Origin of the sequence: Paraglaciecola sp. (assembly GCF_030730205.1) — a bacterium.
Classification (GTDB): domain Bacteria; phylum Pseudomonadota; class Gammaproteobacteria; order Enterobacterales; family Alteromonadaceae; genus Paraglaciecola.
This window is the reverse complement of the sequence record NZ_JANQVQ010000113.1, coordinates 1-15,372: the sequence shown is the minus strand read 5'-3', so window position 1 is coordinate 15,372 and position 15,372 is coordinate 1. Positions and strand designations below refer to the sequence as shown.

Annotated in this window: 11 protein-coding genes; 4 read left to right on the top strand and 7 right to left on the bottom strand. The window is 45.4% G+C overall.

The genetic code is table 11. The annotated features are described in order from the left end of the window. Positions 1-103: 103 nt before the first annotated feature. Genes NWQ57_RS08425 through NWQ57_RS08405 form a run of 5 tightly spaced genes read right to left on the bottom strand, consistent with a single transcriptional unit; the run spans position 104 to position 5,657 of the window. On the bottom strand, positions 104-865 hold the full coding sequence (locus NWQ57_RS08425; RefSeq protein ID WP_306021702.1) for an SDR family oxidoreductase: 762 nt from the start codon (positions 863-865) through the stop codon (positions 104-106). 3 nt (positions 866-868) lie between these two features. Beyond that, positions 869-1,786, bottom strand: a complete 918-nt coding sequence (gene mmsB, locus NWQ57_RS08420; RefSeq protein ID WP_306021701.1) for a 3-hydroxyisobutyrate dehydrogenase — start codon at positions 1,784-1,786, stop codon at positions 869-871. A gap of 37 nt (positions 1,787-1,823) precedes the next feature. Beyond that, a complete protein-coding gene (locus tag NWQ57_RS08415) occupies positions 1,824-2,957 on the bottom strand; it encodes an enoyl-CoA hydratase/isomerase family protein (protein ID WP_306021700.1) in 1,134 nt (377 codons plus the stop codon). A gap of 18 nt (positions 2,958-2,975) precedes the next feature. Next, positions 2,976-4,133 (bottom strand): acyl-CoA dehydrogenase family protein, encoded by a 1,158-nt coding sequence (locus tag NWQ57_RS08410; RefSeq protein ID WP_306021699.1) that lies wholly within the window; start codon positions 4,131-4,133, stop codon positions 2,976-2,978. Positions 4,134-4,151: 18 nt separating this feature from the next. Further along, on the bottom strand, positions 4,152-5,657 hold the full coding sequence (locus NWQ57_RS08405; protein WP_306021698.1) for a CoA-acylating methylmalonate-semialdehyde dehydrogenase: 1,506 nt from the start codon (positions 5,655-5,657) through the stop codon (positions 4,152-4,154). 244 nt (positions 5,658-5,901) lie between these two features. Here NWQ57_RS08405 and NWQ57_RS08400 point away from each other — a divergent pair, with 244 nt between their 5' ends. From NWQ57_RS08400 to ovoA, 3 genes are all read left to right on the top strand, one after another. Then, a complete protein-coding gene (locus NWQ57_RS08400) occupies positions 5,902-7,569 on the top strand; it encodes a response regulator (RefSeq protein WP_306021697.1) in 1,668 nt (555 codons plus the stop codon). A 300-nt stretch (positions 7,570-7,869) separates the two neighbouring features. Then, on the top strand, positions 7,870-8,994 hold the full coding sequence (locus NWQ57_RS08395; RefSeq protein WP_306021696.1) for a MalY/PatB family protein: 1,125 nt from the start codon (positions 7,870-7,872) through the stop codon (positions 8,992-8,994). A 117-nt stretch (positions 8,995-9,111) separates the two neighbouring features. Beyond that, a complete protein-coding gene (ovoA, locus tag NWQ57_RS08390; RefSeq protein WP_306021695.1) occupies positions 9,112-11,277 on the top strand; it encodes a 5-histidylcysteine sulfoxide synthase in 2,166 nt (721 codons plus the stop codon). On the opposite strand, the gene NWQ57_RS08385 is transcribed toward ovoA, so the two are convergent. Next, the gene (locus NWQ57_RS08385; RefSeq protein WP_306021694.1) at positions 11,266-12,393 is read right to left on the bottom strand and encodes an ADP-ribosylglycohydrolase family protein; all 1,128 of its coding nucleotides are present in this window, start codon (positions 12,391-12,393) and stop codon (positions 11,266-11,268) included. The two genes, ovoA and NWQ57_RS08385, sit on opposite strands and share 12 nt — an antisense overlap. A 242-nt stretch (positions 12,394-12,635) precedes the next feature. Here NWQ57_RS08385 and nhaC point away from each other — a divergent pair, with 242 nt between their 5' ends. Next, positions 12,636-14,024 carry a Na+/H+ antiporter NhaC gene (gene nhaC, locus NWQ57_RS08380; RefSeq protein WP_306021693.1) on the top strand — a complete coding sequence of 463 codons (1,389 nt, stop codon included), beginning with the start codon at positions 12,636-12,638 and terminating at the stop codon, positions 14,022-14,024. 39 nt (positions 14,025-14,063) lie between these two features. Here nhaC and NWQ57_RS08375 read toward each other — a convergent pair whose 3' ends face one another. Continuing rightward, a complete protein-coding gene (locus NWQ57_RS08375; RefSeq protein WP_306021692.1) occupies positions 14,064-15,212 on the bottom strand; it encodes a serine hydrolase in 1,149 nt (382 codons plus the stop codon). Positions 15,213-15,372: the final 160 nt, after the last annotated feature.

Here is a 15,372-nt window from a genome sequence, read left to right as displayed (position 1 = left end):
GCAAAAGCTAAGAAGGCACAAACGTCATCTCAAAAATCAGCTGTCGCATCCTGGGCATGTTGTTTCAATGAATTTGCACCGATAATGAATCTACACCGATATTTTACACCCGTGTCCCGCCGTCCAGCTCCAATGTACGGCCAGTAAAGTAGTCGTTTTCAAAGATAAACTTTGCGGCATGGGCGAGTTCTTTTACATCGGCCAAACGTCCGGCTGGCACGCTTTTAATAAATAGCTCGCGCATTTCGGGGCGCATTTGTTGTGCCATGGCAGTATCTACCAAGCCAGGTGCAATACAACCGGTGCGAATACCAAAACGGGCTAATTCTTTACCCCAACTAACCGTCATGGTGGCTACTGCTGCTTTAGAGGCCGAATAATTGGTTTGCCCCATATTGCCAGCACGAGATACCGAAGACAGGTTAATGATTACCCCTGTGCTTTTGCTTTCAACCATTTGCGCTGCTGCTTCACGGCTGCATAAAAAGGTACCAGTGACATTCACGTCAAGCACCGATTGAAACTGCTGACGGGACATTTTATCCACCACTTTGCCTTCTTTCACTTTAAGTAACATGCCATCGCGCATGATGCCCGCGCTATTGATTAAGCCATTTAGCTGACCAAATTCGGCAATAATCGCGGCAAAGGTGCTTTCTACTTGGGCTTCGTCTGTCACATTCACTACAAAGCCTTTGGCTCTTACGCCTAATACAGCCAGTTCTGCGGCAGTGGCGTCAAGTGCTTCAGCCTGCATATCGAGTAACGCGATATGGGCACCTTGAGCGGCAAACTCTAAAGCCATAGCCTTACCAAGGCCTTGGGCAGCGCCTGTGATGGCGATAACAGAATCTTTTAATTGCATGGTTTAACTCTTTTTAGATGGGTTAGAAAATAAAGTAAAAATACTGGAAAAATCGAGTTTTCCGTTCCCTTGTTCGCTGTGCTTGGTATACAAACGTTGGGCAAGTTCACCCATGGGGGTAACTGAGTGGCTTTTTGCCGCGGTATCCATGGCCAAGCCTAAGTCTTTTTTCATGAGGTCAACCATAAAACCACCCTCGTAACCATTGGAAGAGGGCACATTTGGCATGACATTTGGGCAAGGGTTATAAAGCTCTAGTGTCCAGTTGCGTCCTGAACTTTGCAGCATAATGTCAGACACCACCTTGGGATCAAGCCCGTTATCAATGGCTAATTGCAATGCTTCAGAGGTGCCTACCATCAGCACCGACAGCAACATGTTATTGCATATTTTAGCGGTTTGACCTGCCCCTAATGGACCGGCGTGAAAAATGTTTTTTCCCATTTTATCCAGCACTAGGGTGGCTCGTTCAAAATCGTCTTTTTCACCTCCTACAATGAAGGTCAACGTACCGGCAGTTGCACCACCCACACCACCAGAGACAGGTGCATCAATAAAAGCGATAGACTCTTTCGCCAAAGCGTTGCCGACTTTTTGTGCGGTTGCTGTATCAATTGTGCTTGAATCGATAACCAAACAATCTTTGGGTAATACACTGATCAAACCTTGCTGCTTGTCATCGCCCAAATACAAGGCCTCAACGTGTTTTCCGGCAGGTAACATCGAGATAACGACATCAACGTCTTTCACTGCATCTATTGCCGTTGCTGCACTGCTGGCGCCTTTTTCAACTAAGGTATCCACCGCTTGGGGCATCAGATCAAACACCGTCACATTAAATTTTGCTTTGAGTAAATTGATGGCCATGGGGCCACCCATATTACCTAAACCGATAAACGCGATTTTTAGTGCAAATTGCATACTTGCTCACCTTCTTTGGTTGGTTTACGGAACAAAATTAAGCTTGACCGAGCAGCGCTAAAGGGTGTTGCTCTGGCGACCAAGGCGACATAAAAAATCCATCAACAGTGTGTTTGGGCACGGTGGCGGGCTCGGTATATAGCCACTTAGGAAGGTTGTCTTTATCTACCAATAACGCTCTTACGCCTTCTTGAAACTCCCCTACGGTGCCGCAGTGACAAGACATCACCAACTCCATTTTAAAACATTCAGCCAAGGGCAAATCAGCGCCACGTGCAAGCTGTTCAAACACCAAGTGTTTAGTGATGTTTGAGCCTGCTTGCAACGTTTTTTGCGCTTTATCAAGCCAAGGGTCTTGTACCTCGTGCTGCGCTAAAATTAGCTGCTGTGCATTAACCACATCAGTGCACGAAGCCAGTGAATCGCATAGCGATACGTAGTTAACCAAGTTTGCGCTTGGTAAAATATTGGTATCTTCAAAACCATCACACAAGGTGTCGAGTAATTCATGGTTGGCTTGCTGCTGTGCTTGCCAATCGACTGTTTGTAGCTTTTCTAAAAATTCAGCTTTGCAAGCATGAGGGATAACAAAATCGGCCAGGTGGCAATACAGGGCGTCGGCAGCGTTAATACTGGCACCGGTTAAACCTAAAAATAGGCCACAACCTGCTGGCATCTTATTTAAAAAGTAACTACCACCGACATCAGGATACAAGCCAATACTGATTTCGGGCATGGCTATACGCGAAGTTTCCGTCACAATACGATGACTGGCACCACTCATTAAACCTAAGCCGCCCCCCATCACGATCCCATTACCCCACACCAAAAAAGGCTTGGTGAAAGTATGGATTAGATAGTCAAGTTGATACTCAGTGGTAAAAAAGTGCTGTAAAGCGGCAGGCGCTTGACCGCTATGATTAGCCGCCATCGCATGATGCATCGCCACCACATCACCACCGGCACACAAGGCTTTATCAAGTTGGCTATCAAGCACTACCATGCAAATTTTAGGATCTGCCTGCCAAGCTTGTAACTGCGGATTGAGTAAATCAATCATGTCTTGATCCAAGGCGTTTAAAGCCTTAGGTTTATTCAATGTTGCAAGACCAATCAAATACCCATTTTGAGCTGGCAATAGGCTGAATAAGACTTTTTGTTGTTCTATCATTGAAACGTTTACTCCATATTAAAGAATATCACCGGCACCTGCAGTCAATAGTCTACGACCAATTATCATACGCATGATCTCGTTGGTACCTTCTAGAATTTGATGCACGCGCACATCCCGCATGTACCGTTCAAGCGGGTATTCTTTAATATAACCATATCCACCATGAATTTGCAGGGCTTGATTACATACCTCAAATCCTACATCTGTAGCGAAACGTTTTGCCATGGCGCAATAGGCGCTGCATTCTGAGTCTTGTTGATCAAGTTTAAAAGCCGCCAGTCTCACCATCTGCCGCGCTGCCACAAGCTCCGTGGCCATATCGGCTAACTTAAATTGCAAAGCCTGAAAAGCCGCCAAGGGTTTGCCAAATTGCGTGCGCTCTTGCATATAGTTTTTAGCGGTATTGAGCGCTTGCTGCGCTGTGCCAATTGAACAAGTCGCAATATTAATACGTCCACCGTCTAGGCCTTTCATGGCAAAAGTAAAACCTTGCCCTTCTTCACCTAATAAATGATCGCGAGGAATACGCACATCTTCAAAGGTAATCAAGCGGGTGGGTTGAGCGTTCCAGCCCATTTTTTCTTCCGCTTTGCCATAAATAACGCCTTTCGTGTCTGCCGGTACGATAAAAGCCGAAATACCCTTAGCGCCCGCTTCGCCGGTGCGCGCCATTACCACCAATATTTCCGTTTCACCCGCGCCAGAAATAAACATTTTCGAGCCGTTTAACACATAGCTGTCGCCATCTAACTTTGCAGTTGAACGCATGGCCGCGGCATCAGAACCAGACCCCGGTTCAGTCAAACAATACGAGGCAAGGTGCTCGCCAGTCACTAAGCTCGGGCAATATTGGGCTTTGGCGCTTTGCGTACCCCAAGTAGCAATCATCCAAGTGGCCATATTGTGAATGGTCATCATGGCTGTGGTGGCGGTACATCCCATGGCAAGTTGCTCAAAAATAATAGAGGAATCCAGCCGACTTAAACCTAAACCACCAGCATCTTCAGGGGTGTAAAGTGAACAAAATCCCAGCTCTCCAGCCTTGTGTATCGTCGCTTTAGGAAAAATATGCTCTTTATCCCACAAGGCCGCGTAAGGCGCTAACTCTTGGTCGGCAAATTGTTTTGCGGTTTGTGCAAAGGCGATTTGGTCATCAGTTAAGTTAAAATTCATGGTTTTTACACTCCAAGCTTAACGCAACGAAATGGTCATATTGGGCGCGTCTTTATTGGATGCCGCTTGGGCATCTTCATCAAACCAACGAGCGGTGACGGTTTTTGTTTCGGTGTAAAAACGGATGGCTTGTTTGCCGTAAGCATGTAAATCACCGTAGAAAGAGTTTTTCCAGCCGGTAAACGAGAAAAACGGTAGAGGCACAGGAATAGGCACGTTAATACCCACTTGACCTACCTCAATGTCATGTTGATATTTACGCGCAGCAGCGCCGCTATTGGTAAAAATGGAGGTGCCGTTGCCATAGGGATTTCGGTTTACCAGCGCAATCGCTTCATCAAGGGTGTCAACTGACATACAGCACAACACAGGGCCAAAAATTTCTTGCTGATAGATGGCCATTGTTTCGTCTACATTGGTGAAAACCGTCGGGCCAACCCAGTTACCTGCTTCATAGCCTGGTAAACTAAATTCAGAGCCATCAACCAAACATTCAGCGCCCTGCTGTTTACCTTGTTGAATAAGAGCCAAAACCCGTTGTTTGGCCTGCGGACTGATAAGTGGACCAAAACCGGCGTTAGCATCATCCCATAAGCCAGGTTTAACGGCTTTGATTAACTCAGCAAGTTCAGGGATCCAATCTTTAGCCTCACCCACAAATACTGCTACTGAAATAGCCATACAGCGCTGACCTGCCGCCCCTACTGAAGCGCCGACTAGATTATTCAATACTTGCGTTTTATTAGCGTCTGGCATTATTACCGAGTGATTTTTAGCGCCGGCAAAACACTGTGCACGTTTCATATTGTCGGTAGCAGTTTTATAAATATGTTGGCCAACCGGCACGGAGCCCACAAACGAGACCGCTCGCACTTCAGGCTCAGCCAGTAGCTTATTGACCTGCTCTTTACCGCCATGGATCACGTTTAACACGCCCTTTGGTGCGCCAGCTTGCATAAACAACTCAGCCAGCTTCATGGGCGTAAGGGGGTCTTGTTCGGAAGGTTTTAAAATAAAGGTATTGCCACAGGCTATGGCCAGAGGAAACATCCATAATGGGATCATGGCCGGAAAATTAAAAGGCGTAATACCCAAACACACACCCAAGGGTTGAATATAGCTGTAAGTGTCGATGCCACGCGCGACATTTTCGGCGGTTTCACCCATCATTAAAGACGGTACGTTCATCGCCTGTTCAACCACTTCAATGCCGCGCCACACATCCCCTTTAGCATCCGCCAAGGTTTTACCGGTTTCTTGGCTCAAAATAGTGGCTATTTCATCATGATGCTCTTTAAGTAACTGCTGATAACGCATCATCACTCGCGCTCTTTCTGGTGCGGGTACTTCACGCCACGTTAAAAAAGCCTGTTTTGCCGCAGCAACAGCGGCGGCTATTTCGTCATCGGTTGCACATGGCGCCTTGGCAATGACAGCGTTATTATTGGGATTGGTGACGTCGATAAATTGAGTGGTAAGAGAGGCAATGAAATCGCCATTAATGAGCAGTGGAACAGTATGCATACTTATCCTTACAGAAAAGTGAGACGCAAAAACGCGCTTTATGTTAAAAATCTGTAAGCAACTCTAACAAACTTTGTCACCTTTACGTTAACGTTAAGTGTCATTTATAAACGCACTCACTGCCAACTTCTGTATACAGGTTGTGATATTTCACACCTAGGATTAAATCGATATAACATTCAACTAGATAAAGCGTGCTAGCCTGATATGCTTGTGAACATGAAAGGACTTTTTCACGCTAACTATGTTGCCTAAAAATTTAAACGTAGCAGTAGTCGAAGATAACGAATTAGCGCGTTCCAATATCCGCAATCATTTGTTGGATATGGGCTTTTCTGATATTGCTAGCTTCACTAATGGCCGAGAATTAAAAGCTAATCTTAAATTCCGTCACTTTGACATTCTGCTGATGGACTATCATCTTGGACAAAATAAAAACGGCGTAGAGGTGGTGCAAGAATTACGTCATCTAAAACTCCTTAAACACGCTACTTGCCTGATGTTTATCACCGCTGACCGCCTACCTCTGATTATTGGGCAAATTGTCGACATTCAGCCAGAGGCTCTCATTGTCAAGCCTTACACTATTGGCAACTTTTCAAAAAGCGTGAGTGCCTGCGTAAAACTGCATCTATTTTTACTACCTATTTATCAGTTGATGGATCAAAACCGATTAGAACAAGCCTTAGATGTGGCAGAAACCTTGTGTGAAGCCAATCAAGATCTGCGCAAACTCAATCCGTTGATTAAATTAAAGGCACGCATTTTAACAAAGCTAGAACGCTACAGTCAGGCAACCGCCCTTTACCGAGAAGTGCTTCAAGGCTCAGATAAAGTCATGTGGGCCAAATGGGGCTTAATACAAAATCTGTTTCTTGATAATCACATTCAAGAAAGCCAGAGCTTGTTACACGAGTTAACCAAAGCACAACTGACTAGCAATCGAGCCAGTGAATGGTTGGCTCGCATTAGCCTTGATGCAAATCAATACAGTCGTGCAGAGTCTTACATGCAGCAAATCCGAGAGGGCGACTTGTCGCTCTCTGCCACCCGTTTGAAAGCCTTTATTTATCAAGGTTTAGAACGTGGCAAAGAGGCAATTGCCCTGCTTGAACGCAAGCGCGAATCTAACCGCAGTGTGCGCGAACGATTCGAAGAAATCACCCTTGATTTAGCTCGCTGTTATTTGTTTGAAGCCGAAGAAAAAGCCAGTAATGAAAGGGCGAACGATCTCAATATCGCTAAGGCGCTGGTGGGATCAGTAGGGCGAAGAAGCATTGATGGACGTTTGGCTATTCAAAAAAATTATATGTTTGCCACCATTGCTCAGCTTGAGGGTAATCAAGACAAAGTCAAAGAAATCGTAGACCGCCCCGGCATGGAAAATTTATTGGATGCCGAAATCTCGACTCTGTTTGATGCCATCAATATCAATTACGCCTTAGGCAAACCAGAAAGAGCTCAGCACTTACTCGAACTGAGCTATTTGAAGCAGCGAGAAAATGAAGAAGGTAACGACAAAGCCGTCAGTAAAATACTGCTAGTCAAAAATCAAGAGGTCATAGAAGAGCGTAAACCTAAGGCCCTTGAAATCAACAAATATGGCTTAGAGAAATATGCGGCAAAAAACTATGTTGCAGCACTAAAAGACTTCTATCGGGCGTATACCTTATTTCCGCGGGAAATAGCCTTTAGCTTGAATATATTGCAAAGTTTAGTAGAAGCGCAAATTGAACAATTTAAAGAAATATCCTTACAAGAGCTATTAGACGAGTTGTTGAACCGCCGGCTCAACGGCGGCAACAAAAAACGCTTAGAGGATATCGTGCTAAACCTACATAGAAAGCAAAAAGCAGCTGATAATATCTCTCAACAACATGAGCCAAACTCCCCCCCTGCCCCTACAAGTTAAGTTTACTTCAAGGGCTAAATCCTCCCGTGATGTTCAGGGCCTGCTGCTCTTTGGTGTACGATTTTGCTCTATGTGGAAGCATTTTAATCGCGAAACAGTCATGCAGGCCTAGTGTATAAAACCGATTTTATATGTTTTAGCATTGCTAATATTCCACTCAAATTGCAAAGCAAGTATGTAATATTCCCACAAGTTCTTGGGTTATGCCGACTTGTGTTTTAACCTAAAGCAAAGATAAGCAGCAAGGGACTAAATTGCCCTTAACTGCAAGCAGTTAATATAATTTCTCAAGGACACAATATGAATTTCAGTGATAAACCAGATCGCAGTTGGTCAAAAGCCTATAAGTGGGAAAAGTACAAAGGCACTGACATTCTGCCCATGTGGATTGCCGATACTGAATTTCGCTGTGCTGAGCCTATTTTGTCCGCTTTGCATGCCCGCATAGAAGATGGTTTATTGGGTTACACCCTGCCCGCCCACGATACCGATGCTATTGAAGCTGTTGTGGCTTGGTGTCAGCGCCAATACAACTGGAAAATTCACCCCAGTTGGATAGTGTGGACACCCGGTGTAGTACCGGCCTTTAACGTTGCTATAAAAGCGTATTGTCAAGCCGGCGACACAGTAATCGTGCAAACCCCCAATTACCCACCATTACTGGCGGCACCGGCGATTAACAACCTTAATCGGGTCTGTGTTGATACCGTAGAAGTTAATGGCCGCTGGACACTTGATTTTGAGGCCTTAGAACAAGCCGCCGCCGATCCTAAAGCCACGCTGTTTATTATGTGTAACCCGATGAATCCTGTGGGTTCGGTATTGAGTCAAGATGAACTCGATAGGGTCGCGACAATCTGCAGAAAGCATAATGTTATGCTGTGCTCTGATGAAATTCATTGCGACCTAATTTTAGACGATGTACCTCATTTGCCGGCCAGTGCGCATACCGAGCTAGCAGAACATTCAGTAACGTTAATGGCCGCCAGTAAAACCTTTAATGTGGCAGGTTTGGGTACCTCTTTTGCGATTATTCCCAATGGCAAGTTACGAGCCGCCTTTAATCATGAAACGCGCGGCATTGTTCCATGGGTAACGGTGACCGGTCTTGCGGCAACCAATGCGGCATTTAGACATTGTGATGAATGGCACCAGCAAGAACTGGCCTACCTAAAAGACAATCGCGATTATTTGCTTGGTGAAATAAATAAAATACCCGGACTTAAAGCTATCGCCCCCGCCGCAACGTTTTTATTGTGGGTTGATGCCAGTGGCTTGAATGTTGAAGACACGCAAAAGTGGTGCGAAGCTAAGGGCATTGGCCCATCACCCGGCAGAGACTTTGGTGCAAAAGATTTTTTCCGCTTGAATTTTGGTTGCTCGCGAGATTATTTAGTCCAAGCCATAGAAAAACTGAAAGCTTAACCGTCAGCGATTGCTTTGTTATGGTTGAGTGTATGCAAAAAAAGTAAAAAGTTTGAATCTGCATAGCATACCAACGCGTATGAGGGTGCAATGAAACGTAAAGGAAGCTGTTCAACCATGACATTACCCATACAAACCGCTCAGAAAACGTTAGCTAATATCCATTCAAGCGTTAGCAGCGAAAGAGCGTTACGCAGAATGCCCAAGCTGAACGCAAGCGCCGCAGAGGATAAACGCACAGAGATTGCCCGCTATTTTACTAATACCTTTGACACCTATACACAACTGTTTGATTGTTTAGTTGACGATGCAGGCTTTTACCAAAAACCCATTTCTTTGCGTCATCCTCTTATTTTTTATTTTGGCCATACCGCGACTTTTTTCATCAACAAACTGCTGTTAGCAAATTTGATAAACGACAGAATTGATCCCCACATGGAGTCAGTATTTGCAGTAGGTGTTGATGAAATGAGTTGGGATGATTTGTCAGAGGAAAGTTACCAATGGCCGACGGTCAATGAGGTAAAAAATTATCGCGCCGCCGTGCGCGCTCGTGTGGTGCAACTGATTGAATCCTTACCATTGAGTTTGCCCATCAATTGGCAAAGCCCGTGGTGGCCGATCGTTATGGGCATTGAGCACGAACGTATTCATCTTGAAACCTCTACCGTACTTATTCGTCAACATGAACTGAGTAAAGTGCAAAAACTGCCACAGTGGCCTATTTGCCCCGACACAGGTTTAGCGCCTGCCAATAAACTGATTACGGTAGCCGCTGGCACAGTCAAATTAGGTAAAGACGTAGATGATGCCTATTATGGTTGGGACAATGAATATGGCCATCACCAAGCCGAAATTGCAGAGTTTAAAGCCAGTCAGTATCTAGTCAGCAATCAAGAGTTTCTGGAATTTGTTGAGGACGGCGGTTATGAAAAACCCCAGTTTTGGAGTGAAGAAGGCAACGCTTGGCGACAGTTTACTCAAGCTAAACATCCCACGTTTTGGCGTTGGCACAACGGCTGGCGCTTACGTTTAATGACCGAAGAAATTGACATGGCGTGGGACTGGCCTGCAGAAGTTAACTACCTTGAAGCAAAAGCCTTTTGTGAGTGGAAAGCACAACAAACAGGTCTAAATATTCGTATGCCCACCGAAGATGAATGGTACCAGCTATGTGCCGAAGCCGGTGTTGAAGAACTCAATAACAAAGCAGCGAATGCGAATTTGCACTTAGACCATTATGCTTCGAGTTGTCCGGTAAACCGATTTCAACATGGCCAGTGGTTTGATGTAGTAGGCAACGTATGGCAATGGACTGAAACACCTATTTACCCCTTCGATAATTTTAACGTACACCCGCTGTACGATGATTTCACCACCCCTACTTTTGATGGTAAACATAATATTATCAAAGGCGGCTCTTGGATTTCAGCTGGCAATGAAGCCAGATTATCGGCCCGCTATGCTTTTAGACGTCACTTTTTTCAGCACGCTGGATTTCGTTATGTTGCTGCTGATGGTGAAGCAACAGCGCCGCATGCCTATTATGAAAGCGATCAATTATTGTCAGAATATGCTGAGTTTCATTTTGGTGATACCTGGTATGGCGTAGAAAACTTTCCAAAAGCGTTGGCCGATATTGCTTTAAACGCACTCAAAGATAAACCCAAAGTCAAGGCACTTGATTTGGGTTGTGCCTGTGGTCGCGCTAGTTTTGAGCTGGCTCGTGAGTTTGAACAGGTAGAAGGGATCGACTTTTCCGCTAACTTCACTCGCTTGGCCACTCAAATGGCGCAACAAGGTAAGGTGCGATATGCCCGCACCGAAGAGGGCGACTTGGTGAGCTACCATACTCGTACCTTAGAAAACTTAGGACTAGCAGATACCGCTTCGCGCGTTGCGTTTTATCAAGGTGATGCCTGTAACTTAAAACCGCAATACAGCGGCTACGACTTAGTATTAGCCGCGAACTTGATTGATCGACTCTATCAACCTCGTCGCTTTTTACAGGATATAGCTGAGCGTATAAACGATGGCGGCTTACTGATTATTGCCTCACCCTACACGTGGTTAGAAGCTCATACACCCAAAGAGGAGTGGATTGGCGGTTTCAAAAAGGACGGCGAAAATTACAGCACCTTAGATGGCCTCAAAGACCATCTAGCAAGCCACTTTACATTGGTAGGCGACGCGCAAAAGGTGCCCTTTGTTATTCGTGAAACCCAACATAAGTTTCAGCATACCTTGTCTGAACTGACTATTTGGCAGCGCTTACCTCGTTAACTTAGCAGGGTCGAGCAAAGCGCTAATTTCTTGATTAATCTGAGTGTGGTCTTGCAGTTGAACAAACCAGCTGCTCGCCACACTGTTATTCGTTAATCCAAGCAAGGCGCCTAAGACCATGCCTCGATGCACGTTGTCACCACCTACGTTAGTATTCACCCGTAAAGCTTGCCACGGATCATTGAGATATTTATAGGCCAAATACAGCACTGCCGGCCACGAGTCTGAAATGTAACACGCCCGCGAAAAGAGTTGCCCGACCACTTGATGGTCAGGCAAGTTGCGCTTTATCAGCTTTTCTAAGTCAAACTTTGCCGCCCCTTTACTGGCCGTTATCAGCAAGGCTTTGATCTGTGCATCATCGGCCCCCTCCATCAAGCAACAAAGCAGTTGCACGTAGTCATCACACACGCGCATCAACGTTTCATCAGGATGGGTCAAGGCCAAATGGGCACGACACGTTATTTTTATCCCTGCCGTGCTGCAATTTCTCAATCGCTCTGAAAATACGAGTGGGGCAATACTGACTAAGGCACCAATCGAGGCGGTATCATGAGTTTGCATGGCACAATTTTCAGGCTTGCAACCCTTGGCTAAATTAGCAAAAAATCCACGGTGGTAAGATTCTGCATAGGTGTCAGGGTGGGCGGCAGGGTGGGCGGTCATAAAAGCAATGTAAGATTCGGCAAATGCCTGACGATCATACCCTTGAGTTGAAGATGCTAAGGTGCGCATGAGCAATCGAGCACAATGGGCGTTGAGTGTATTGTCACCCGCTTGCATGCCTTGGTGGTAATGCACATTCGGTTTGTCCCAAAACTGCGCTTTATCTTGCAAGATTAAATCGCCAACAACTTGTGGTAACTGTTTAGGAGACGTGTTGCCCTTAGCACCTGCCACAGTCATTCGCCCACCGGAGCTTTTGGAATGCAAAGACATAATAGACGAAGGATGAAAATCAGGCGGGGCTTCAAAACCTTGGATACCTCCATTAAATGCTCGATCTATCTCAATGGGCTGATAATACCAATGCACTGGCATGGCTAGGGCGTCTGCAATAAAACTGGTCTTGAGCGAAGACTCAATTCGAAGTAACACAGAAGAACATAAGGTCATAAAACAGCTCCCAGCACCGAGTTATAAGGGGCTTTAATCTAAATAAAAACCGCGATTGACTCAGTGGACACGTCGATAAAAGTACGAATATGGTACTTATTCTGATTGGCTTGCTATTTAGACCAACTAAAACAAAAATGGCGGCATATTTATTTTATCAAGTCTGTTGCTAAGTGTTTTCAGCTGTATAACGACGCTGCTATGCTAGGCGCAACTCTTATTTTTGTGTGTGCTGTTTCATTATGTCTGAACTACCTCGCGCCCCCAGTTTTTTGCAATCACTGATTTGTTTTAGCGTCATAATTTTAATGATTGCCGGTGGACTTTTTGGCCTTGAGATCAGTTTGCACACTTTGATGTTTTTATGTCTTTTGTGGGTAGGTATTAACGCCTTTAGTTTAGGCTACGGATACTTGTCCATCCGTGAGCTGATGAATAATGCGCTTACCCGAGCGCTTCCCGCTATCTATATTTTTATTTTAATTGGAATGGTGATTGCCAGCTTTATGCACAGTGGCACTATTGCTACGCTAATTTACTATGGACTAAGCTGGCTCAGCCCGACTTTGTTTTTGCCCATAGGCTTACTGCTATGTGCCTTGATGTCTGTTGCAACCGGCACATCATGGGGAACGGTAGGCACCTTAGGTGTGGTGTTGATCGGCATTGGTTCAACCATGAATATTCCCTTGCCCTTAGTCGCTGGCATGATAGTGTGCGGCGCGACCTTTGGCGATAAAATGTCACCTATTTCAGATACCACAAACCTTGCTGCCATGAGTGCAGGTACGGATTTATATCGGCACATTTACGCCATGCTGTTCACCACTATCCCGTCATTTCTGCTGACCTTACTAATATTTATAGGGATTGGATTCAATTACAGCGAACAAGGTATTGAACTGATCGAAATTGCCGCGCTCCAAACAGCCTTGAGTCACACCTATCAACTTGCCCCACTTGTTACCTTGCTGCCGCTTATTTTGTTAGCGGTATTAAGTATTCGAAAAGTACCCGCAGAAGTGACAATGTCGTGCAGCATTTTTCTCGCGGTAAGCATCGCTATCTTTTATCAAAGTGAAAGCCCCATAACGGTACTTAATGCATTGTGGCAAAATAGCCCGCAAAGCACCGGCATCACTAATTTAGATGCCCTGTTGGGGCGCGGCGGCATCAGTAGCATGAGCTGGACCTTGTTATTGGCGTTGATGGCCATCGCGCTGGGCGGAATGTTACACGGCGCGGGTTTTCTCACTGCCCTATTGGCGGGTATTATCAAACGGGTAAAACGCAGCGCAAGCCTTGTGGCAACAACCATCATGTCGGGCTTTCTAGGGAATCTGGCGATGGGCGAGGCCTATATTTCAATTATTCTTAATTGCCAACTATTCAAACCCAAATATGAACAACAACAACTCGACAGTGCGGTGCTATCACGTTCAGTTGAAGAAGGCTCTACCTTGACTACCGGCCTTATTCCATGGACCACCGCAGGGGCATTTTATACGGCGACTTTAGGTGTGGATGTGCTCGATTTTGCACCCTATGCGTTTTTTAACTACCTCAATGCCATTGTTGCTGTGGCCATGGCGGCTTTAGGCATTGGCCTACTGAAATCAAAAAACACATAAGCTTAAGTGGGGCATCTTCTCCATTGATTATAAAATAAATTAATGGTGATTATGGTAAAAACTCAGGGCTTTTAAGGCCAGCAAAAATACATTCGCACTTTTATCGCCATTCACGTTTTTCACTACAGTCACAGCACGAGCATGCTCTGTACACAGTATTAGCATCGTCGTGCCGCCCATACTGCCACCTGAATGCATTACCACGTGCGGCATAGTACTCATCATCGATTGCAGTTCTTTTGCTTGATACGCTTTGTTTTGTTTGAGCGGCTCAAACCCTATTTGCCAACCAACGCCAAAATTGACCTCTGAGCCATCCTGCAGTATCGCTTTTTTGAACATCAGGTTAGTGGTTGTGGCTGATAAATAGGTTTCATCAAGTTGGGAAACGGCAAAGCGCACAACATCCGAAGGCGTCGCGATAAAACCTCCGCCAGCCCATTTGTAACTATGATCAGTTTGCGGTGAATTGAGCAACTGTCCTTGATAAAAGCTATAGGGCCGGGCGCGGTGCGCAATAATGGGATATTGTTCATCAAATACCGTGTCTTGCAACTTTAGTGGCTCAAATACTTCTTGTTGCATGATTTGCTGAAAATTGCGCTGTTTGTCGGCTCCTTCCATAGCAGCGCTGACTAAAGTCCAACCGAAGGTGGTGTATTGATGCTGAGTGCCTGGCGTAAATAACAAAGGTTCGTCTTTGAATAAGGCCAAGGCGCTCTTGATATCACTAAACGCTTGATTCAGTAAAAACTCATCAGCCCCTTGTTTATAGTGGCGCACACCTGAGGTATGGGCTGCTAATTGGCGTAAGGTAATTGTAGGATGAAAGTCAGGCCATAAGGGCGTGTATTGGGTAACGGGAGCATCAAGATCAATTTTGCTTTGTTCAACCATGCGCATCATAGCAGCAGCGGTCATCACCTTTGCAACACTGCCAATGCGTAATTTATGCAGTGGGCTCATAGGGACTTTATTTTCTAAATCAGCGTAGCCAAAGCCTTCGGCCCAAATCACCCCCGTTTTATCAGCAACTGCCACACTGATACCTGGCACAGTGTCACTGGCTACTGCATCGATAAACATATTTCGAACAGGGTTTGGATTGACGGATTCTTTTGCAAAACTGGCGTGACTCCCAAACAAAAAACCAGCTGCGACAAAACTAAATACAATGATATTGGCCATAGGAGAGCTTTCATACTGCGCTAAAAATGGAAGAACATGCTACCCCTTAACGGTCAGGCAATGAAGCATTTTTCAACTACTTGCCTCTTCTAAAAATACACTATGATTTTATTCCGTAGCTTTAATTCTTAAAAAACTCGCGAAACGGGGCACGCCTTTT